Source organism: Alicyclobacillus acidoterrestris, from assembly GCF_022674245.1.
GTDB classification, from domain to species: Bacteria; Bacillota; Bacilli; order Alicyclobacillales; family Alicyclobacillaceae; genus Alicyclobacillus; species Alicyclobacillus acidoterrestris.
The window spans coordinates 2,667,019-2,689,061 of sequence record NZ_CP080467.1 but is presented as its reverse complement, the minus strand read 5'-3'; the positions used below and the strand labels follow the sequence as shown (position 1 = coordinate 2,689,061).

Sequence of the window (22,043 nt, the reverse complement as noted above, 5' to 3'; positions counted from 1 at the left end):
CTTCCTTTAGACCGACTAGACCGACGTTCGTCGCTCAACTCTTGTTTAGCCACGATAGCCACTCTGCATCAGTTCGTATTGATCCCGATGGTTGCGGACAATCGTATCGAGAATGAAGCCGCAGGTGAGCGCGTTGGTCGCGAGCACCATAAATCCGACTGCCAGGATGGCAGAAGGCATCTTCGCAATGCGGCCACTGGCTAAAAACTCGGTAATCACCGGAATGCCGACGATAAGGCCGAGGATAAACAGAATCAACGCAATGATGCTGAAGAACGCAAGCGGTTTGTAGTCCTTGAAAATCCAAAAGACCGTTTTTAGGACGCGAAGCCCGTCGCTGAACGTATTCAATTTCGACTCGCTGCCTGGTGGCCTGTCCCGATAAGTGATTGGAATCTCGACAATGCGGAACCGCTTGTCCAGTGCGTGCAGGGTCATTTCTGTTTCGATTTCAAACCCTTCGCTCTTGATCGGCATCGTTTTCGCGAATCGCCGATTGAACACGCGGTAACCCGTCATAATGTCTCGCAAGCCACTGTGGAACAACCGGTTGATGAGACCTTTCACGAAGTGGTTGCCGAAATTATGAAACGGGCGCTTGTTTTCATTTTCGTACGATCCGTCCGAGTGCCTGTCCCCGATAACCATGTCTGCCTCTTCGGCGAGCACAGGTCGAATCAACTCGTGGACAAATTCGGCCGGGTACGTGTCGTCTCCGTCCGCCATCACGTAAATGTCCGCGTCGATGTCGCGAAACATCGAGCGAACGACGTTGCCTTTGCCTTGCCGGATTTCTTTTCGGACGATTGCACCCGCTTCACGAGCAATTTCTGCGGTTCGGTCCTTGGAATTATTGTCATATACATAAATCGTTGCATCAGGCAGTTCGCGCCGAAAGTCGGCGACTACCTTACCAATGGTCAGTTCCTCGTTGTAACAAGGAAGCAATACTGCGATACGCATGGAAAGCCGTCCTCCACCTTCTTGAATCCCTCACACAGAATACCACGCTTCAAGCGTTGATAACAGGTTTTCGTCGGTTCTTGATGAGGTTTGTCACCCAAATGACGAAGTACATGACGCCGACAAACAAGTAGGGCATCACCGGGTACACATAGCGGTTGATCGGGATAAACGGTAACTGAACGACGATGAGAAACAGCACTAAAGCCGATAGCCATCGCAAGTAGGGTTTCCAAATGCCCAGTATTAAGCCGATGACGCCGGCAATTACCCAGACAAGGTGAGCTTGTGCGAAGTAGTAGGTCACCTTCGTGAGCGTGTCGGCGTGAACGCCAGGACGCGCGGAGAACCAGGGCGTGCCAAACAACAGGCCGAGTTTGTCCACGGTGTACCACTTCAGGTAGATGAAGGGTTCGTGTGTGAACCCTTGGATGATGCGGTGGATGGCGAGTTGCTCCTGCTGTGTCGGAGACAGGCCGTCTGCCAGATGCGTGTCCTGCTCGAAATTTGGGTCCGAGCCAAACAACAGGGGATTTCCCATATCCGTGTCTGTGAGAATAAAGTGATGCATCGTCACGACGTTGCGTATCCACCACGGTAGCATACAGAGGATGAACGTCCCCAGATAACCTGCCCAGTTGCGCATGAATTGGACGACTCTTCCGCGGTGTTCCCGGCTGAACAGCAGAAGGAGCGGCGCAAAGACGAGCGGGAGTACGGTTGGGCGCACGAGTGTCGTGATGCCTAAGGTAGCGCCGGCCAAAACGTAGTACCAAAACGTTTGCTTTCTCAGCGCAATGAGAAATGTCCAGGTGAATGCCAGAAGCGTAGTGACGTACAATGTCTCCGTCAAGAGTTGGTCGGCCGCCCAATTCACTGGCGGATAAATCATCCACAGTACTGCACCGACCACACTGGCCCATTTTGGCAAGCAGTAGCGCATGATGCGATACAACAAATAGACCTGTCCAACAATGAGGAGATGCTGGAATGATTGGACGACGTGCATCTCGATTTGGTGGTGAAATGAAGTCAGATGGGTCAGCGCGTATGCGAACGCCAAAAAGAACGGATAGCCTGGTGTCACTTGCGCGGCAGGGCCGTAGCTCCAGTAGCTGTATACGTGTTTGAGGAGAAGCAGGGTAGCAGAATGATCATAATAGACTGCGTCCCCGAACAGGTTCACGTGTATCTTCCACGCACGCGATATGAAATATAGTTGAAAAACGAGCGCCACGGCGACAAGGATGACATCTGTCAGCCACGCTCGGCGATGCTTTGGCTGTGCGTTCAAGTGTAGTTACCCTCCTGCGACTTGCGTATGAAATACATCATTTGAAAGTCTGGAGCCAAGGCCTGGCAGTCCACCTCACCCAGTTCCACAAGGCGTGCGAGGTGCGCCTGAATCGTACGCTTGGCGACGTGTTTGGCGTTTCCTAGATTGCGGTGTGCGTAAATCAGGTCGACCAGTTGGTCGGCGGTCTTTTTGCCATTGGCCAACCAGTTGTAAATTTCCCGCTCGCGCGCGAGTCGATGTAGTCGCAGTTGGCGGCTTGCCGCTTGCGGCGAAGGGATGACTGGACCGTGACCCGGCAGGGCCAGGATGGCTTGACTTTTTTCAATGTGCTCGAGTGCTTGATAGTAATCATTCATGTGGCCGTCAGGCGGTCCAATCCAGACCGTTCCGGAGCCTGCCATGTGGTCGCCCACGAGCAGCAGCCGATGCTGTCGGATGAACAGGTGCAGATGGCCATGTGTGTGACCTGGTTTGTGCTCGACTCGGATGTCGAGATGCCCGAGCGAGAGGGTGTCCGGTGGAGCGAGTAGGTCGTTTGGCGAACAATGCATCGCTTTGGCGGCCCCGGCGTGATCGAGCGGATGGACGTACACCGGCCCGGGGAAGCGTGCCTGTAGCGCTGGAATGCCACCGGTGTGGTCGGCGTGGTAGTGGGTCGCGATGTAGCCTGTGACTCGCTGGATGCCTAGTTGCCGGAGACAATCAGCCAACTGTTCAATATCCGCACCGTCCGCACCCCCACAGTCGACGACGATAGCCGCGTCTTTTTGGTGGATGACATACACGTTCGTCGAAGCGAGTGGCTCGAGTGTATGGGTCGGTAATTCGACGCGCAGCACGTGCTCGCACAGCGTTTCGGTATGTAGATTGCCTGTCACGAAACCACTTCCTCCCGCGTTCCAAATTCATGTTAAGAGTTTCGGCCAGGATGGTCAATTTCTTTCGCTTTTGCACCTGTGTCAAAGTGCCCACATATCCATATTCGGAAGACATGCGATGGGGGAGTTTTGCAAAATGTCAGGCACTGGTCATCCCGTGTGGGGAAGTGCGCTGCAGGCACTTCGACGATCACTATATGCGCAACAGGTATTTTCATCGATGCTCAGAGAGTGGGAAACCGCGGGTATCGTCGATGAATCGGCGCTGGCGCCACTGCGGCACTGGACGGAGGCGTCGACGGTTTGTCGCGTCGAGGCATTGGGGCATTGTATTCGACTTCACTTTCTGAAGCCGGACGGCGAGGCGGAAGGAGAGCGGTTGACCACGGATTTGGTCAGTTTGCTCTACAGAGCGAGGCGCGCAGACGCGAAGGCAGCGCGCGAATTAGAAACGCTTCTCTCTGCACGCCACGTCCCAGAGCCGTGGTCGGCACCCGTGCAAACGTGGCACGCGCAGCGGCGGGTTTGGCTGAAGGCGAGCCTGGCAGCCGTCAAAGCGCGGGTGTCGCCCGAAGTGTACGAGCGGGGCAAGGAGAAGCGCAGTTGATGTGGGCGGTGCCTGTCGTGGCACCGCCAATTGACGCTTCGAGGCGTACCTTTTCAGCGCGTGGTAGACTGTGGAGTGTACGGACGGGCTCTCCGTCCATTCGACATAGCGGAGGTTACATTCCATGAAAAACCAGTTTAAATTGGCCTTACTCGATCTCGACGGCACCTTATGGCGCGACGGACAAGTGATTCCGGGCGCACCGGCGTTTGTCGAGCGATTGCGCGAACAAGGTACGCAACCTGTGTTCTTTACCAATAATTCATCCAGGACGCCCAAGGAAGTGGTCGCTGCGCTTGAACGCTGTGGCATCGGGGCGCATCCAGAAGAAGTGTGCACGTCTGCCCAGGCAGCCGCGCACGCGTTGATGGCGCGGATTCCAGCGGGATCGACCGTTGCCTACGTCGGCTTAAATGGGCTTGAAGAGGCGCTTCGCGCGGCGGGGTTTACGCCTGCCCGCGCGCAAGGCGGCAATCTTCACGGTGCATCGCCCGATGATGCGGCTGCGGCCGTGATCGGGATGGACCAGAATGTGACCTATCACGATCTCGCCATCATCACACGCATTGCCTATCGCCTTGGCTGGTTCGTGTTGACCAACTCCGATGCGCGCTATCCGGTTGCAGATGGGACGTTTATCCCGGGCAACGGGTCACTCGGGGCGTTGGTCGAATACGCCTCGGGCGTTCGACCGATTGTCACAGGTAAACCGGATAGCTCGTTTGTCGAATTCGCCCTTCTGCGCTACGGCGTAAAGAAAGAAGAGGCGGTTATCATTGGCGACAATATCTACACGGACGTCTTGGCCGGCGCACAAGCGGGTGTCAAAACCATTCACGTGTTAAGCGGCGTTTCGTTTCCAGATGCGACGGACTTGCCGCAGGCTGATGAAACGGTCGAATCGGTTGCAAATATCTTTCGACAAGAACCCCTCTAAAAATCGCGATAAACGGCGTCACGGCGCCGTTTTTCTGCTTCTATGACGGCTCTTGTCAATCGTACATATAGTGGGTATAATGCAGAACGTGCATACGAAACACCACATCTGTGGTGTCTCTGGCACGCCGAATAGATTCTCGCGAGATGAGGGAGTTTCCATGAAGTGTCCATACTGCGACGCGGAAAATACGCGGGTCGTAGAGTCTCGTCCGGGTGATGATGGGACAACCATTCGCCGCCGCCGCGAGTGTGTCAACGAAGCGTGCGGCCGGCGTTTTACTACATATGAGCGACTGGAACAGCGCCCGTTGATGGTCGTGAAAAAGGACATGGAACGCGAGGAATTCGCGCGAGAAAAAATCTATCGCGGATTGATGCGGGCTTGTGAGAAACGCCCCATCTCGGTCGAACAAATCGAAGCGGTGTGCAGCGAAATTGAAAGATCTTTGCGGATGGAGTACGAACGCGAAGTCCCTTCTTCGGCCATCGGCGAGCGCGTCATGGACGCGCTCAAACAATTGGACGGGGTGGCCTATGTGCGGTTTGCCAGCGTCTATCGCGAGTTCCGCGACGTCGAGACGCTCGCAAAAGAAGTGCTGTCACTCTTAGGGGAAAAGCGTTAAATCGAACTCGTCGTCGGCATTTGTTGTTGACGGATGAATATGCATGAGCGGGGGATGCCGACATGGCAAGTGTTACGGGAGATCATATGTTGCAATTTACGGCAGAAGACATCCTCAATGCGACTGGTGAAAAGATTGTCGCGGACAGGTATTTGCAAAAAGATGTAAAGAAGGAGACGCTCGCGGTCGGGTCACTCGTCGTCGCTGTCCTGGACAAAAAGCGGGCGTATCACGAATTGGCCCGGGTCACGGACATTGACGAAGCTGCTGGCACGGTGACTGTCGAGTTGCGCGACGGTGCAAAAGAGGTTTTGCCGGTGCAACAGGTGGACGTGCTCTTGGAGACGAGTCCGCGCCAGATGTGGAAGCGCGTTGCGGCAGGTGCTGCGGCGGTCACGAATGATCCTGCGCGCTGGCAGGAAGCCTTTTACGACTTGCAAAGCCATTGGCGCTACGTGCCTGGTGGGCGCATTAACGCATCCATGGGTACGGGCATGCAGACGACCAGCTACAACTGCTTCGTCATTCCGAGTGTGGGGCCAAATCTGCGAGATTACGCCGAGTCGTTCGGCCAGACCTTGGAGATTCAGGCGCGCAGTGGTGGTGTCGGGATGAACCTCTCGCGCATCCCGCCACAAGGCACGCTCGTGCCAGTGTCGGAACGCTCGCGCAAGCTCGACTTGTGCCTCGTGCTCGACGTGTGGCATGCGGATATGGACGATTTTTTGGAGGCGGAATACCCGCACAGCACGAAGGTCGTTCGCATCAACAGCGCCTTTTTGCGCGCCGTGGAAGAAGATGCGCCGTGGACGTTTGTCTTCCCGGACACGTCTGTCGAGGGGTACGATGATTTGTGGAACGGTCGCATTGAAGACTGGCAGGCGGCGGGGCGCCCTGTGGTCGAGTCCGAATCGGTCTCTGCCAAGGAGCTCTATGACAGGATTCTCGCAAGTGACGTCAAGGTGATGCCAGAGCTGGTTGGCCCTGTGCTGTACCCTGGTGACCAGCGTAGCACCATCGCGTCGACGCTCGGCGACATGTGGGAATTGATGAAGGACGGTAAGCGCGTCAGCGTGGTTCTGTCGTCGCTGCGCCCGCGTTACAGTTATGTACGCGGCGTCAATGGTCGCAGTTCGGGCGCCTATTCTTGGGGGCAGTTGTATGACAAAGGCAACCAAGTGTTTGGTGACGGGTTCGGTCCGGTTGGCGTTGGCGAGATTATGAGCGTCGGCTGTCAACTGACGTTACAAGGCGGATCCCGCCGCGGCGCACTGATGCTGATTTTGAACGACCGCCACGCCGATATTCTCAAGTTCATCCGGGCAAAGCAGGTCGATGGCGTCATTACGGGGGCAAACATCAGCGTCGGCATTTCCGAACGCTTTATGGAAGCCAAAGAAGCCGACGAACCATGGGAAATCGGCTTTGTGTCGAACACTGAGGTGGCCGAGTTTGACGGCAATTTCGACACCTGGATTGCGTCGGGTCGCGCTGTCCAGACGACGCAGACTTTGTCTGCTCGCGAATTGTGGGATGAGTTGTGCACGTCTGCCTGGAAGTCGGCAGAACCAGGTGTCGTCTTCCTCGGACGCGCAAATCGGATGAGCAACTCCTGGTATTTCAATCCGTTGGTGGCGACCAATCCGTGTGGTGAGCAGCCGCTGCCGGCAAATGGTATTTGTAACCTCGGTGCGGTCGTATTGGCTCGCTTCGCCAATGGTTTTCGCGATAGTGGCGTGCGAACGGAATTCGCAGATAAGGATAAGGAAGCCTATATCCGCGCACTTTTGCAGAAACACTTCTCCGATGAGGAGACGGAGTTTTTGTTGCATCACATCCGCTGGGAAGAACTCGAGCGCACCACGCGCAGCGGCATTCGCTTCCAGGATGCGGTCATCGACGCGACGTATTATCCGTTTGAGGCGAACCGCGAGAACCAGATGTCGGAGCGCCGTGTCGGCCTTGGTATCATGGGTCTGCACGATCTCTTGCTCTACTGCGGGATTCGCTATGGGTCGGAACAGTCGGTCAAGCTGATTGACGCGTTAATCGGCATGATGGCCGAGTGGGCGTATCTCGAATCGGTGGAATTGGCAAAGGAGAACGGTCCGTTCCCACGCTTTGAGGCCGACAAGTTCCTGCAATCCGGCTTCATGCAGCAGATGGCGGCGGAACGTCCGCACGTCGTCGAGGCGATTCGCGAGCACGGCGTCCGCAATGTGACGACGATGACCATCGCGCCGACCGGCACCACAGGCACGATGGTGGGTTGCTCTACCGGCTGTGAGCCGTATTATGCCTGGACGTATTTCCGCAACTCTCGTCTTGGCATGTTTGAAGAGCACGCAGCGATTGTCGATGAATACTTGAAGGCACACGGCGAGGACGCTTCGCTGCCGGACTACTTCGTGACGGCGATGGATTTGAGCCCAGAGGAACACGTTCGGGTTCAGGGCGCATTGCAAAAGTGGATTGACAGTTCGATTTCAAAGACCTGTAACGCACCGAACTCGTACACGGTGGAGGATACGAAACAACTGTACGATCTCGCCTATGCCCTCGGCTGCAAAGGCATCACGATTTACCGCGACGGCTCTCGTTCCGAGCAGGTGCTCTCGCTCAAGCAAGAAGACGAGAGCGAAAACGAGTCGGGGTCGCAGTCGTCGCAAGCGGAAAAGTCAGGCGCTGTAGCAGCGACGGTCACGCCGGCACCGAGTGTTCAGGGCTACGTCAAGCGCAAGCGTCCAGATGTGCTCTACGGCGCGACGTACCGCAAGGATACGCCGTTGGGGCGCGCGTTCATCACGATCAATGACGATCCCGACGAGCACGTAGCGACGGAAATCTTCGTGAACATCGGTAAGGCGGGGACGGACGTCTATGCGGCCAACGAGGCACTGGGCCGTGCCATCACGCTGTATCTCCGGGATTCAGCGAACCCGAACAAGGAAGCTGAGTTGGTCAAGCACTTCTCGGGGATTGGCGGATCGAGTGCGGTAGGCTTTGGCAGCCGACGCATTACGTCGGTTCCGGACGCGATTGCGAAGTCTATCATTGAGCACGCGGAGACGTTTCCGATGCGGCAAGCTGCGTATGAGCAGTGGGCGAGTGGACAAGAGACGGCGACGGCAGAGTCGACCTCGACCACCGCTCAACCGGAGGTTGGAAAAACGTTGCGTTCATACTCTGTCGAGAAAGATTTGTGTCCGAATTGCCACCAGAACTCTCTCGTGCACACTGGCGGCTGCTACGAATGCGAAGCCTGTGGCTACAGTAAGTGCTGAGGTTGGTATAGGGTAGATTGAATAAAATGTGTGAAAGAGGCGCGGCCTGTCTTCTAAGACAACCGCGTCTTTTTTGTGTGTTAACAACAATCCTGTTCATCAATAGTCGGTTTACAATGATGTGCAAAGTACATTGATTGTCACAGTAATGTGATATATGATGTTGGCGTCGAGGTGACGATATGAGTCAGAACAAAATCACATCCGATTTACTGCGAGGACATACCGATACGATGATATTGCGACTTTTGTCCGAAGCTGATCGCTATGGCTACGAAATGGTCAAACTGGTCGCCGAACGCTCAGGCGGTGAATATGAGTTGAAAGAAGCGACGATGTACTCTAGCGTTCGGCGGCTGGAGGCAGACGGTGATATCGAGTGGTATTGGGGCGATGAATCTCAGGGGGGACGGCGTAAGTATTTTCGAATTACCGAAAAGGGTAAGGCCACTTACGCCAGCAATAAACGCAACTGGGAGTACGCAAAGCGTGTACTTGACACCTTATTGTAAGGGGATTGTAGGTTATGAATGAGAAATTGACATCGTATTTGAACGACGTATTTGCGCCGTATGATGGGATAAAAAGCGTTAGTGAATTAAAAGATGACCTTCTCTTGGATTTGCAGGAGCGATTCCGTGAACTCAAAGCCGAGGGTAAAGACGATGAAACGGCTTTTGAAATGACCATTGACAGCATTGGTGACATCGAGGAAACAGTGCAGGAAGTCGCTAATTTCTCTCGCTCGCTGGAACGGCAGGTACGGATTAACCTTAGTGCAACCAATCTGCAGGAGAGTGACTTTGCGGGCGTTACTTTACACAAAGGAAAATTTAGAGCGAGCGCATTGCGCGGATCCAACTTTGCTGGCGCAGACTTGACCGGTAGTTTCTTTGCGGCCAGTGATGTGCGTGACGCCAATTTCAGCGGCGCAAATTTAACAGATTGTAACTTTTTGGCCACTGACCTGGCGGATGTGACCTTCCGGAAATCTGTCCTTGTACGTACCAATGTGAACGCGTCGAGCCTGAAAGGTGCGAAGTTCATAGATACAAAATTGACCGATGTCAAACTGACCAAGACCGATTTCAGAGAAGCGACTTTTGAGAACTGTAGTTTTCACGGTGTTGATTTCAAATCTTCCGACCTGCGAGGGATTCGTTTTGACGGGCAGACGTTCATCGATGTTCAGTTTGACAAGTCCTTTCTGAACGACGTCTCCTTTAGGGGAGCGACACTGAAGAACGTGTCATTCCGTCTGCCGCTTTCTGTGACCAATAAATCTTACCTTGCCTTCAAAACTGTGTGCTTTGACGGCGCGACGATGGATAAGTTGACGTATGCCGCGCTGAAAGGCCTATGGGTCGTCGATTTGTCAAACGTCACGGTCATATAAGGCAGTGGGGAAAATGCTTGACTTGAGTGATATGCACTGTGGTAAGGGCGCGATATACAAGTCCACCTAAACGGTAATCGCACCGCACGAAATGGTGTACCTGAGAGCAGATTATAGGGTGTGGCAAATTGTAACCTCGACTCGTGTTGTTCCGTCTACATACTGCAAGCAGACACGAGGAGGGTTCACATGAACAAGCACCTTGTTACCGTACCCATTACGGGGCTAGCGTTGTTAGCGCTGGTGGGGTGCGCCACTACCCCTGATACAAATGGCGCGAACAATCACCAGGTCGCAAATTCCACGGCAAATGGGTTTGGCGTTCATGACGTGTCTAATTCATCGGGCGCGAAACGCAATATCGGTTTGAATATAGGCAATCTCACGAAAAGTGATGCAGCAAGTCAAGGGAACGAATCGAGTTCCAAAATCCGTGAAACCTCCTACGCGACGTCGTCTGCGGCCGCGAATCAGATTGCTGCCGTTCAGAAAGCGGGTAGATATCTTACATTTCATTCGAATAATCCACTGGTGAATCTCGGGTTGGGGATTGCGGCTAAACAAGATGCGGCGCTCGATCACGACGGGCTACAGTGGCAAGAAGGCAACTGGACTATTGAAACGCTGTGGTTCGACGGTAACCAAGGTGGCCAGCAAATGGCGAAGAACGTGGTCACGTACTTACACACGCACATGTTGCCCGCCCCGCATGATCACGGTGTGATCATTGTAAACAGCACCAATCCCAACTCCGCTTCTATCCAGGCGAGTACCATCATCGCTTGGCAAGAAGGCAATCAAGTTGATCAATTCAAGCAAAGCGGCAATCCGGTGAGCGCACTCTCCGCCGTTGTGAACCAAACTGACGAGAAGCCATTCGAGCAAACGTTCAAGAACTTGGGGTCTTCCAAACAGGTTTTCTTGACACCGAGCATGGGGTTTCAGGTGACCAACTTGGGCGGTGGCGCGAGCAACTTCCAGTATCAGTTTTCCAAGACGACTGACGGTGGGAAGACGTGGACCAAATCTTCCACCGGTCATTATAGTGATGTTGAAGGAATTTCTTTTACTGATGAAAAAACCGGCTTTCTGCTCAACAACTCGCCGGCTTACGCGATTACACCAGATTTATTTGTGACACATGACGGTGGCGTGACTTGGACCGAACAAAAGCTTCCGATACCTAGTGCTTACAAAAACGCCTACCGTTCGAGCAACTATCCAATCTTCTTTTCACAAATGGTCGGATTCATTCCTGTCTATGGGCAACCAACGGAGCAATCGACCACGAGGAAATTTCTCTATATGCTCGTGACAAAGGATGGGGGAAAATCGTGGACTGTATCGACCACATCACAGGGTGCGGGACTAAGCTGGCATGTAAACGGCCAGACGCTGACGGTCACCAATGGAACACAAGCGATTACGGTAAACGACCTACTTGGAATTTGGAATGTGTCAACCAAGCATTAAAATCTGAGTGATTGGTTTATCCGCAATCCATACAATTGTAGTATTGCGCAGTTGTTTTGTGCGTGTTATGATTCAAGGCTAGTTGAATGATTATCAGACATGACTTAATTTTCTGATGAGATATCCCTTGTTGCAATCGCGAGGGGCAGATCTGAAGAGGTACGGTCTGTATCTAGTTGAAGAGGTGCCAGGCAAATGAGACTAGCCAGTTGGGTTCAACATTCCGAACCGTCGTTCATTCGAGAGATTCTAAAGGCAGCACAGCAGCCGGATGTCATATCGTTTGCCGGTGGGTTGCCGTCCCCCGAATTGTTCCCAGTGCAAGAAGCTATGGAAGTTTACCAAGAGATTCTATCCAGTCAGGGAAGTGTTGCTTTGCAATACAGCCCAAGTGAGGGGGAGACTTCGCTTCGGGAGGTTATCGCCACACAACTTTTGAAGAAAAGTATGCAGATTCAAGTGGATGATGTACTGATTACCAACGGTTCTCAACATGGTCTAGATTTAGTTGGCAAGTCTTTTATTAATCCAGGCGATGTTGTGTTGGTGGAATCTCCAACTTATCTTGGCGCCTTGCAAGCTTTTGCCCCCTATCAGCCAAGATTTGTGACTGTCGATACAGATGAGGAAGGAATGATACCAGAAGCGCTCGCTCAAGCCCTTCAGGTCTATCATCCAAAATTCATTTATCTCGTGCCGACATTTCAAAATCCTACAGGGCGAACGATGGGGTTAACACGTCGTGAGCAAATTGTACAACTTTGCCAGGCTGCAGAAGTGGCCATTGTGGAGGATGATCCATACAGTGACCTGCGCTATGATGGACGTCCCGTGCCAAGTATTCGTTCACTGTGGAATGAAGTTATCTATCTGGGGACACTATCAAAGACTGTCGCGCCTGGTATGAGACTGGGGTGGTTGGTAGCCCCACCAAAATTCATGCATGCGGCGAAGTTAGGCATGCAAGCCACGTGTCTCAACGTAAGCGCTCTTACACAACATGCGGCTGCTCGCCTCTTGTCACACCCAAATCATGGGCAGCACATTGATACAATTCGTAAAGCGTATGGAGAGAGAATGCGGTGCATGCTCGATTCTTTGGAACGGGAATTTCCGAGTGGCACAGCATGGACAAGGCCTGATGGAGGATTATTTATCTGGGTGACTTTGCCGGATGGTATTCGGTCATTTGACTTGGTTGAATCGGCATATCAAAATCGCGTTGCCTTTGTGCCGGGCACGCCATTCTTTGTAGGCAATGATGGCGAGTCGAACATGCGGCTCAATTTCTCCAATTCATCGCTAGCGCAAATTGAGGTGGGTATACGGCGTTTGGGAAATGCAATAAAACAAGTAGAACCGCAAAAGGTAAGGTCCTAGTTTGTCTGCTTCAATACCCAAGCGCGCGCAGCTTGTAACACAGGGTCGTGATCCATAGTTTGTTTGACATTTCCAGAAATACTATAGCTATTTTCCTGCGAGAGTATTGTATCAGAAATGTAAACCGGGTAATCTGGATGTAATCCGAACCCTTCAATTGGGAGCACTGTGGACGTGACACGCTCTTGCCAGCTCGAAATACTGAGTTTCACGCCCTTCATAACAGAATAAACACCAGGTGAACCATCCGATCCACCGGTAGTACTCCCAAACGTGGCAACATTCGGCGCTGATGACATGAATACTGTAAAGTTTTCAGACGCTGAATAATCCATACCATTCGTCAATAGTGCTATCGGGATCGTTAAATGCGGTTTTAGTGGAGATATGGTCATAACGCCCCATTGTGTAAAACTCGTTGGTTGTGTCTGCGTTGGAAGCGGTTTTAATGGTATCGTTTGGGTTCCATTCAGACTCGATATAGTCCTAAAAGGTAGTTTTTATGCCTGGCGGAATATCCCTATTGGTTGTGGAAATATTTTGTCTAAGAAGATATGTATTTTGATGGAGACATGCTTCGTTTGGGTGAGGCATATCTCCAGATATGAACTGATATTTTGAATCAACTGGGACGATCACGGGAGACTGTCTAGTCGAACTCGCATGAATATTTAGGTCATTTATTGTCACATCTACGTCGCTCAAGGATCATCTTAGCGACTTAAGGGTAATATCACCAAATCATAGGTCTGCGGGATTAACGCCCCCGTTTGTTCAATAACTGCCAATGCTTTTTATCACATTGAATATAGTTGTTGCCTATCTTGTGAAGGCATCGCTTTATATATCTTATCAATTGCACCAGGCAAACGGCTTTTAACAAGAAATTGAGCGTTCCAACATGGTCGAAAGTCTACTGACACTATCTCAACAAACTTTTCGGCTTGTTGAATTTGAGACTTTGGATACTTTTGAGGATGGGAAATCACCTGAGCGTCCTGTTCCAGTTCCACGCCTATACCCATCGTGTGCTCTACACCCATCTGTCCCATTACATGAGAAAACGCTTGGAAAACTTCCGCAGATTCTGAAATATACATCACAGCATCAGCGATATCTTCATTCTTCGCTTGTCCATCTTCGCTAAAAATGTCATATGCTCGATTGACCCCCTCAACAGCAAGGTAAAATCCTCCACCATAAGCAGCATCGTGCATCTGTTGAGATTGCCTATACTGATACCAATTAAAAACCAACGACGCCAAAAACAATATGGACATCATTGTAATCAAAGTTCCCGCCAGTCTTTTACTCATTACCTCACTCCTTCAACCAACTCTTGCACTATTTTTGATTACAGTCATATTCGATTAATGCTGCCCAATACTGCAACAACTGTAACATACAAAAACGCTGAGTTTGGCGAATTGAGAGTAAGCGTCAAACGCAGGACACATTGAAGGTAGGTCATTCGTCGTCATTATAATCAGAAATCCCCACCGGTTACGGCGGGGACTACTGTCGTGTTATGGAGTCTTTCTCCTTGAATGTCGCACTTCGTCCGGTAAGTTCCCAGCCCAAGGCAGCAGCGCGGCCAACGAGTCAGATTCATCGTCGGGGACGTTTGGTAGTTGCTCGAACAGATAGCACAGATATTGAAACGGGTCGAGTCCATTCTCTTTTGCAGTTTCCACGATACTGTATGTGATGGCGCTCGCTCTAGCTCCGCGCGGCGTATTGCTGAACAGGAAGTTCTTTCTCCCGATCACAAATGGCTTAATGGAACGTTCACCGCGGTTGTTATCGATCTCCAGATGGCCATCCTCAAGGAACACGGTGAGCTTACCCCATTGGCGTAGGCAATAATTCACTGCCTCTCCCAAGGCACTCTTTGGGAGTATGTTTTCCTTCTGGAATTCAAGCCATGGCAAAAAAGCATCCAGGACTGGACGACTTTGCTCGAGGCGCTGTTCGTACCGCTTCTCGGGAGTCATGTCTTTTAACCCACGCTCAATTTTGAAGAGACGATTGCAATATTCCAGTCCTTCCCTTGCAGCCACGGGCGTGTTCCGTTTGGATGCGGGTAAGGCCTTGATGGCCTCGTCGAATTTCCTTCGGGCATGACTCCAGCACCCTGACAGGGTCACATCCGGAATGTCCTCGTACCCTACGTAGCCATCCACATGGATGTATCCGTGAAATCCTTGGAGGAACCTTGTTGGATGCTCCCGACTGCGCGTCTCTTGGTAGTCGTACAAAACAATGGGTGGACCGTCCCGTCCACTGCGGTAGAGCCACATGTAGGACTTCGTATCTGCGGTTCTGCCGGATTCGTGAAGTACCTGCAGCGTTGTCTCGTCTGCGTGTAAGTACTTCCGTTGTAAGAGTTCCTGGTGCATCCGGTCGTATATTTTACTCAACCATGTCGTTGCACCGGCTAGGACCCAATTGGCCATGGTTTGTCGTGATAACGGAAAGCCCTGTCGCTCAAACTGTTGCTCCTGCCGATAGAGTGGCATCCCCTCGACGTATTTCTTACTCATGATGTAAGCCACTGCTGAGGCAGAAGCTAAGCTCCCCGGAAATGCCGGACGTGGCATGGAAGCTTTCACAACAGGGGTTTCAGTTTCATGCTTCTCACAATGACGACAGGCGTAGATATATTGAACATGCTCCACGACCTTCATCTGAGCCGGAATGATTTTTATCTCAGTTCGCGTTTCAGAACTCATTTCATGCATGGCGCCACCACAGCAGGAACACACCTGCTCCTCTTCGGGTAAGCGATACTCCATTCGCTCCACGGGCAGGTCCTTTAGGAGTTCATCACGCTGACCCGGACGTTTCTTTTTTCGCTTGTAGGTGATGGTTTCCATGGTGGGCTCTTCAAGCGTAGGTTCAGACTCGACTTCGGCTTCGTTAAACAACAGCGTCTGTACGGAGTCGGTCTTGGTCCGTTCACTAGACGCAGCAAAACGTTGGTGAGTTGCTTTGCGCAATTTCTCCTCAAGCCACTCTACCTTAGACTTGAGTTCGTCATTTTGCTGCTTAAGTATGGTGTTTTCTTGCTGCAAGGATTCAACCTGTTCGGTGGTGGAACTCTTTGGTTTCGCCATGCTATATATTTCGACATGCGAGCTAAAATCCCTTGTCACAAAAGAGATTACGGAACTTTTATTTTGCCACTGAGAGACTAGATGACCGTGCGCGCGGTTACCTTTTTATGAGCCTGTCGTTGGGTGATGGACAGTCCGTCTAGCAACCACCGCAACTGCTGCCGACTGACCGTAACCGTTTCGCTGTTCGTTACGTCCGGCCATTGAAAGCGACCACGTTCCAAACGACGATAATGGAGCCAGAATCCATTCGTATCCCACTCTAGGATTTTAAGCTTGTCTCGTTTTCGGTTGCAGAAAACGAAGAGGGAAGGCGAAAATGGACTGAGCTGAAAGACCTCTTGAACCAGGACTGCCAGCCCGTCGATAGACTTACGAAGATCTGTACTGCCGCTCGCCAAGTACACCCGTTGCTCTGAATTCGCCTCATGGATGAGCATCTGCCAAAGCCTGAACGACCTGTATGAACAGTTTGGTGTTGAAGCCCTCAGACACTTCAATCCTGGCTTGACCAACCTGAACAGTGAGCGCTTCGTTACTGCTCGGTTTAATGACTGATTCCATCTCCACTGAAAGCCAACGAACCTCTCCATTTGAAGGCTTTCGTCGATTCCCTCGAAGCTTGCTGGACCAGTAGCGAAAGCGATGAATATTGATCCCGTGCACCGCACACCAGACTGTAGCCGTTTGCCCACTGGACTCAAACTCGGTGAGGCGACTCTCCCATTCTTCACGTAGCTCGGTTCTTGACATGTACCTCACTCTCCTCAGTTTCATTTGAGGAGATTATCCCACCCAGAGTGTAGCCTTACGAGGTGTGCTGCGTTTTACGCTTACAATTGAGAGGAGAGACCCGAGAGAGGAAGCTTTGAATAAACTAGTGGATACATCTCATCTGTGGCCCCTATGGCGCAAGTTCATGACGCCATAGGGGCCCATTCAATCATTCTTAGAGCACGGTTTTGCCAAACAATGACTCAACGAGTTCAACAGCCATCAGGGCCGTGCGGTTTTGCTCATCAAGAATCGGGTTCACTTCAACGACGTCCACGGAAACGATGGCGTTTGAAGCGGACAACATTTCCATCGCCAAATGCCCCTCACGGTAGGTGACGCCGCCATTGACTGGGGTACCGACGCCAGGGGCCAGCGTTGGATCAAGTGCGTCGAGATCGAGGCTCAAATGGATGCCATCTGTGCCATTTGTGGCGATTTGAATCGCTTCCTCCATGACGACCGCCATGCCGCGTTGGTCGATTTCGGACATCGTGTAGCAACGAATGCCGGCTTTGGCAATGAGCTTTGCTTCATCTGCGTCAATGGAACGAATGCCAACGAGTACGACATTCTCCGGTTTCACCTTAGGCGTGACGCCGCCAATGCTGATTAAGTCATCATGTCCATAGCCTAGACTCACAGCCAAAGGCATACCATGGATGTTTCCTGAGGGCGTCGTCTCCGCTGTATTCATGTCTCCATGTGCATCAAACCAGATGACGCCATAATTCGTGCTGGATTGCGCCATGCCAGCTAAACTGCCAATCGCAATGCTGTGATCGCCGCCAAGAACGAGTGGTATGTGTCCTTCTGACACGACCGTACTTACCATGCCACACAGGCTTTCGGAGACGGCCTTCACTTCGTTCAAATAGCGAAGTTTTGCGTTCTGCGCTTGTTCGTGCATTTCTGGTGTTGGAACGTTGATATTGCCGAGATCTTTCACTTGATAGCCAAGGTGTTTAAGCGCTGCCTCAAGCCCTGCGTACCGTATGGCACTCGGCCCCATGTCGACACCGCGCCGCCCTTGCCCAAGGTCGGACGGAACGCCGATGATACGTATCTCCTTCATCTATAACACCAACTTTCTTCTTTTGAATTTAGACCCAACCGCGATAGTGCATGGCTTCCGCCATCTTTTGAATACCGACCATGTAAGCTGCGAGGCGCATGTTCACGCCTTGCGTCGTGGCCATGTCGTAGACGCGTTCAAACGAGTGGGTCATCACTTGCCGGAGACGCTGTTCTATCTCTTCTGCAGTCCAGTAAAGTCCTTGGTTGTTCTGCACCCACTCAAAGTAAGACACGGTAACACCGCCCGCGTTCGCCAATACATCGGGTACGAGCAAAACGCCGTTTTCCGACAGTACTTTTGTGGCATCCAGCGTCGTCGGGCCGTTCGCTGCTTCCGCGACGATTTGTGCTTGTATCCGATGCGCATTGTCTATAGTGATTTGGTTCTCAATCGCAGCCGGCACAAGAATGTCACAGGGCATTTCAAGAAGTTGCTCGTTTGAAATGGTGTTCTTAAAGTTTTTGGTCACCATGCCGAAGGAATCTCTCATGTCCAACAGCTCGTCAATATTTAAGCCATTTTCGTTATAAATGGCGCCATACGCATCTGAGATACCAACGACAAGGGCACCTGCATCATGCATGAATTTCGATAGGTAGCTTCCCGCGTTTCCAAATCCTTGCACAATCACTTTTGCCCCTTGGAGGGAAAGGCCTCGTCGTTTCGCCGCTTCTTCGATACAGATGGCGACACCCTTGGCCGTAGCCGTGTCTCGCCCTTGTGATCCGCCAAGAACCAACGGCTTGCCCGTAATAAATCCGGGGGAATCAAACTCGCGAAGATGGCTATATTCGTCCATCATCCAGGCCATGATTTGAGAATTGGTGTACACGTCTGGTGCTGGAATATCCTTTGTCGGCCCCACAATTTGGCTGATGGAGCGGACATAAGCCCGACTCAGCCGCTCCAGTTCGCCGACGGACATGTCGCGCGGATCGCAAATGATACCGCCCTTACCACCGCCGTAAGGAAGTCCCACGACGCCGCACTTCACCGACATCCAGATGGACAGCGCCTGGACCTCTTCCAACGTCACATCAGGGTGGAAGCGAATACCACCCTTGGTGGGCCCAATGGCGTTGTTGTGTTGGCTGCGGTAGCCGGTGAAGACTTTGACGGATCCGTCGTCCATTCGTACTGGAATCCGAACGGTCAGTGTAAGTAGAGGCGCCTTTAACAGCTCGTAGTACGCTGGGCCGTAGCCGAGATGCGTCAACGCGTCCAGAATCACTTGTTGCGTTGACGAGAGAACATCCTGTTCATGATCCGCTGTTTTGTTTTCAGTGACCGTGCTCATTGATGTCACCCCATGTCATTCATCGCTACTCATTCATTACATTTGGAACACAGATTGAATCTTTTCGAATGCCCAATCGAGTTCTTCCTCTGTAATGATGAGCGGCGGGGCGAAGCGAATTGTGTTTTCGTGTGTCTCTTTGCACAGCAGGCCAAGGTCTTTCAACTGCTCGCAATATGGACGGGCCTTTGTAGTCAACTCGAGTCCAATAAACAGCCCGCGACCCCGTACTTCTTTGATAACTGGATTGTTCAGCGTGAGCAGTTTGTTTAAGAAGTATTCGCCCAGTACGCGGGAGCGTTCCGGTAAGTTTTCTTCCTCAATGACTTTGAGCGCTGCAACGGCTACTGCACTGCCGAGCGGATTGCCTCCAAATGTGGAGCCGTGTGACCCGGGTTCAAACAAGCCGAGAATTTCCTTGTCCGCAGCAACCGCCGAAACCGGAATAACCCCTGCGCCCAGCGCTTTGCCGATGATATACATATCGGGAATGACTTCTTCCCAGTCACAGGCGAACATTTTCCCGGTTCGCCCTAGACCAGTTTGAATTTCGTCGGCGACGAACAGGACATTGTTATCTTTGCAGACTTGGTACGCGTCGCGAATATAGCCTTCGGGAGGAATGACAATTCCTGCTTCACCCTGGATGGGTTCCACGAGGAATGCAGCTGTGTTCGGCGTAATGGCATGTTTGAGTGCGTCGATGTCACCATAAGGAACGATTTTGAAACCAGGCGTCAATGGACCAAACGCGCGTTGGTATTCCGTATCGGAGCTAAAGGAGATAATCGTTGTGGTGCGGCCATGGAAATTGCCCGAGGCCACAATAATCTCCGCCTGATTATCCGGGACTTTTTTCACGTCATAGGCCCAACGGCGGATTGCCTTAATCGCTGTTTCAACCGCTTCTGCGCCCGTGTTCATCGGTAAGATCATGTTCTTGTGTGTGATCTTGGCCAAGCTTTCGTACAGGTAACCGAGTTGATCATTGTGAAAGGCCCGCGACGTCAACGTGATTCTATCCGCTTGGTCCTTGAGTGCTTGAATGACCTTGGGATGTCTATGACCTTGGTTCAGCGCAGAGTATGCGCTGAGCATATCCATGTATCGCTTGCCTTCCGTATCCTCAACCCATACACCTTCACCTTTTGCTAGGACAATCGGGAGAGGATGGTAGTTCTTTGCGCCGTATTGTTCCTCCAGCGTCTTGGGAGATGACGTTGTATTTTGCATGGGTAATTCCTCCTTGTGTGATTTGGCACGCGATTCTTTCGCGCGCCACGTATGCTGTTCTGGACTTAAAGGACCTCTGAACTGAGTTTCGGCTGTGTAAACAGCAGTAGATAGTCGGGCCCTCCGGCTTTTGAATCCGTGCCAGACATATTGAAGCCGCCAAACGGATGGACACCCACCAAAGCACCCGTTGATTTCCGGTTGAAATATAGGTTGCCGACGTGGAACGTGCGGCGTGCTTCTTCGACGTGTTCGCGATTTGTTGTGAACACAGAACCGGTCAGGCCAAACTCGGTGTTATTCGCAGCCGCAATGGCGTCAGAAAAGGTCTTTACCTTCGTGAACGCCACTACGGGTCCAAAAATCTCTTCTTTGGAGATGCGCGCGTCTGCAGGTACATCGGCGAAAATGGTGGGGGATACAAAGTACCCTGGTTTGTCCCAAGTCTCACCGCCGCACACGAGACGCCCTTCCTGCTTGCCGATTTCGATGTAGTGCTTGATTTTTTCGTAAGCCTTTTGGTCGATAACGGGGCCAACCTGGGTGTTTGCGTTCACCGCATCGCCAATGGTGAGTGCACGTGTCTTTTCCACCACACGGTCCAGAAGGTCTTGATAAATTGCTTCATGTGCAATGACCCGCGAACATGCAGAACACTTTTGACCGCTGAACATAAACGCGGAATTGATGATGTTCTGTGCCGCCAAGTCCAAATCGGCTTGTTCGTCGACGATAATGGCGTCCTTGCCACCCATTTCAGCGATGACGCGTTTGAGCCAAATTTGGCCCGCATGAACTTTTGAGGCACGTTCATAGATGCGGACGCCTACATCGCGTGATCCCGTGAAGGTCACAAATCGAGTACGCACGTGATCAACCATGTAATCTCCGATTACATCTGCGTCACCTGGCACGAAGTTGACGACGCCGTCCGGGAGTCCCACTTCTTTCAAAACCTCATAGAAGCGGTAGGCAATGACCGGCGTTTGACTCGCTGGCTTCAAGAGGACTGTATTCCCAGAGACGATGGCAGCCGCCGTCATACCCGCCATGATTGCAAGTGGGAAATTCCAGGGTGGAATGACCACGCCAACGCCGAGTGGGATGTACTCGAGTTGGTTATCCTCACCTGGATACGAAATGAGCGTCTGTTTTCCTCGCTCGGACAACTGCAACATTTGGCGTCCATAATACTCTAGGAAATCAATGCACTCAGCTGTATCCGCATCTGCTTCAGCGCGCGTCTTTCCTGCCTCCAATAACAACCACGAGGAGAATTCATGCTTCCGGCGGCGAATCACAGCGGCTGCTTTAAACAGATAGCCTGCGCGTTCTTCTGGGCGTACTTGTGACCAAGTGGTAAATGTTTTGGAAGCAACTTGAAATGCTTCGTCGATGATGGTTTTATCCGCTTGTGCCACAAAGCCAACGATTTGCTCCAAATTGGATGGGTTGCGAGATTCCTGGCGTTGGTCCGTGTATATCTCACGACCGCCGACGATAAGTGGGCAGGTTTGGCCAAGTTGTGATGATACACGCTCGAAAGCGGCGGTAAATGCCGCTTCATTCTCCGGCTTGGAGAAATTCGTCAGCGCTTCAGGGAAGTATGGAATCACAGTCGATTTCCTCCTCGTGTACACGACGCATGTTTGTTCAATCCAACCGGATTGGAAAATAAAGTCGTTGAAATGCCGAAATGGCATTC

At 52.0% G+C, this 22,043-nt stretch carries 20 protein-coding genes; 8 read left to right on the top strand and 12 right to left on the bottom strand.

The genetic code is table 11. The features are described from left to right. Nucleotides 1-45 precede the first annotated feature (45 nt). From K1I37_RS13030 to K1I37_RS13020, 3 genes are read right to left on the bottom strand one after another with little or no spacing between them, the layout of a single operon-like run. Entirely contained in the window at nucleotides 46-963 is a 918-nt protein-coding gene (locus K1I37_RS13030) for a glycosyltransferase family 2 protein (protein WP_021295127.1), read from the bottom strand. A 49-nt stretch (nucleotides 964-1,012) separates the two neighbouring features. After that, entirely contained in the window at nucleotides 1,013-2,257 is a 1,245-nt protein-coding gene (locus tag K1I37_RS13025) for a glycosyltransferase family 39 protein (protein ID WP_021295128.1), read from the bottom strand. After that, complete coding sequence (locus K1I37_RS13020) at nucleotides 2,254-3,138, bottom strand: MBL fold metallo-hydrolase (protein WP_021295129.1); 885 nt, start codon at nucleotides 3,136-3,138, stop codon at nucleotides 2,254-2,256. Before K1I37_RS13020 ends, K1I37_RS13025 begins: the two co-directional genes overlap by 4 nt. A gap of 136 nt (nucleotides 3,139-3,274) precedes the next feature. On the opposite strand from K1I37_RS13020, the gene K1I37_RS13015 reads away from it, so the two are divergent. The 8 genes from K1I37_RS13015 to K1I37_RS12980 all read left to right on the top strand — a co-directional run bounded on the left by K1I37_RS13015 (nucleotide 3,275) and on the right by K1I37_RS12980 (nucleotide 12,840). Then, nucleotides 3,275-3,745: a hypothetical protein gene (locus K1I37_RS13015; RefSeq protein WP_021295130.1), complete on the top strand. Its 471-nt coding sequence runs from the start codon at nucleotides 3,275-3,277 to the stop codon at nucleotides 3,743-3,745. Between the two features lie 124 nt (nucleotides 3,746-3,869). Continuing rightward, nucleotides 3,870-4,682, top strand: a complete 813-nt coding sequence (locus K1I37_RS13010) for an HAD-IIA family hydrolase (RefSeq protein WP_021295131.1) — start codon at nucleotides 3,870-3,872, stop codon at nucleotides 4,680-4,682. A gap of 160 nt (nucleotides 4,683-4,842) precedes the next feature. After that, complete coding sequence (gene nrdR, locus K1I37_RS13005) at nucleotides 4,843-5,307, top strand: transcriptional regulator NrdR (RefSeq protein ID WP_021295132.1); 465 nt, start codon at nucleotides 4,843-4,845, stop codon at nucleotides 5,305-5,307. A 62-nt stretch (nucleotides 5,308-5,369) separates the two neighbouring features. Further along, nucleotides 5,370-8,591, top strand: coding sequence for an adenosylcobalamin-dependent ribonucleoside-diphosphate reductase (locus K1I37_RS13000; RefSeq protein WP_021295133.1), 3,222 nt, complete (start codon nucleotides 5,370-5,372; stop codon nucleotides 8,589-8,591). Between the two features lie 182 nt (nucleotides 8,592-8,773). After that, entirely contained in the window at nucleotides 8,774-9,103 is a 330-nt protein-coding gene (locus K1I37_RS12995) for a PadR family transcriptional regulator (protein ID WP_021295134.1), read from the top strand. Nucleotides 9,104-9,117: 14 nt separating this feature from the next. Next, entirely contained in the window at nucleotides 9,118-9,987 is an 870-nt protein-coding gene (locus tag K1I37_RS12990; RefSeq protein ID WP_021295135.1) for a pentapeptide repeat-containing protein, read from the top strand. A 189-nt stretch (nucleotides 9,988-10,176) separates the two neighbouring features. Continuing rightward, nucleotides 10,177-11,460, top strand: a complete 1,284-nt coding sequence (locus K1I37_RS12985; RefSeq protein WP_021295136.1) for a WD40/YVTN/BNR-like repeat-containing protein — start codon at nucleotides 10,177-10,179, stop codon at nucleotides 11,458-11,460. 195 nt (nucleotides 11,461-11,655) lie between these two features. After that, nucleotides 11,656-12,840 carry an aminotransferase-like domain-containing protein gene (locus tag K1I37_RS12980; protein WP_021295137.1) on the top strand — a complete coding sequence of 395 codons (1,185 nt, stop codon included), beginning with the start codon at nucleotides 11,656-11,658 and terminating at the stop codon, nucleotides 12,838-12,840. Here the strand turns inward: K1I37_RS12980 and K1I37_RS21900 are convergent. The 9 genes from K1I37_RS21900 to pruA all read right to left on the bottom strand — a co-directional run bounded on the left by K1I37_RS21900 (nucleotide 12,837) and on the right by pruA (nucleotide 21,954). Then, nucleotides 12,837-13,235, bottom strand: a complete 399-nt coding sequence (locus tag K1I37_RS21900; RefSeq protein WP_081653939.1) for a S41 family peptidase — start codon at nucleotides 13,233-13,235, stop codon at nucleotides 12,837-12,839. The genes K1I37_RS12980 and K1I37_RS21900 overlap by 4 nt on opposite strands. 402 nt (nucleotides 13,236-13,637) lie before the next feature. Further along, nucleotides 13,638-14,156 carry a hypothetical protein gene (locus tag K1I37_RS12975; protein ID WP_021295139.1) on the bottom strand — a complete coding sequence of 173 codons (519 nt, stop codon included), beginning with the start codon at nucleotides 14,154-14,156 and terminating at the stop codon, nucleotides 13,638-13,640. A 210-nt stretch (nucleotides 14,157-14,366) separates the two neighbouring features. After that, nucleotides 14,367-15,956, bottom strand: coding sequence for an IS66 family transposase (tnpC, locus tag K1I37_RS12970; RefSeq protein ID WP_021295535.1), 1,590 nt, complete (start codon nucleotides 15,954-15,956; stop codon nucleotides 14,367-14,369). Nucleotides 15,957-16,033: 77 nt separating this feature from the next. Then, nucleotides 16,034-16,396: an IS66 family insertion sequence element accessory protein TnpB gene (tnpB, locus tag K1I37_RS12965; protein ID WP_021295534.1), complete on the bottom strand. Its 363-nt coding sequence runs from the start codon at nucleotides 16,394-16,396 to the stop codon at nucleotides 16,034-16,036. Further along, the gene (tnpA, locus tag K1I37_RS12960) at nucleotides 16,383-16,709 is read right to left on the bottom strand and encodes an IS66 family insertion sequence element accessory protein TnpA (protein WP_206917310.1); all 327 of its coding nucleotides are present in this window, start codon (nucleotides 16,707-16,709) and stop codon (nucleotides 16,383-16,385) included. The genes tnpB and tnpA overlap by 14 nt, the downstream gene beginning before the upstream one ends. A 196-nt stretch (nucleotides 16,710-16,905) precedes the next feature. Further along, on the bottom strand, nucleotides 16,906-17,805 hold the full coding sequence (rocF, locus tag K1I37_RS12955) for an arginase (RefSeq protein ID WP_021295802.1): 900 nt from the start codon (nucleotides 17,803-17,805) through the stop codon (nucleotides 16,906-16,908). A 28-nt stretch (nucleotides 17,806-17,833) separates the two neighbouring features. Continuing rightward, complete coding sequence (locus K1I37_RS12950; RefSeq protein WP_021295801.1) at nucleotides 17,834-19,105, bottom strand: Glu/Leu/Phe/Val family dehydrogenase; 1,272 nt, start codon at nucleotides 19,103-19,105, stop codon at nucleotides 17,834-17,836. A 36-nt stretch (nucleotides 19,106-19,141) separates the two neighbouring features. Further along, a complete protein-coding gene (locus K1I37_RS12945) occupies nucleotides 19,142-20,338 on the bottom strand; it encodes an ornithine--oxo-acid transaminase (RefSeq protein ID WP_021295800.1) in 1,197 nt (398 codons plus the stop codon). Between the two features lie 65 nt (nucleotides 20,339-20,403). Next, the gene (gene pruA / locus K1I37_RS12940) at nucleotides 20,404-21,954 is read right to left on the bottom strand and encodes an L-glutamate gamma-semialdehyde dehydrogenase (protein WP_021295799.1); all 1,551 of its coding nucleotides are present in this window, start codon (nucleotides 21,952-21,954) and stop codon (nucleotides 20,404-20,406) included. Nucleotides 21,955-22,043: the final 89 nt, after the last annotated feature.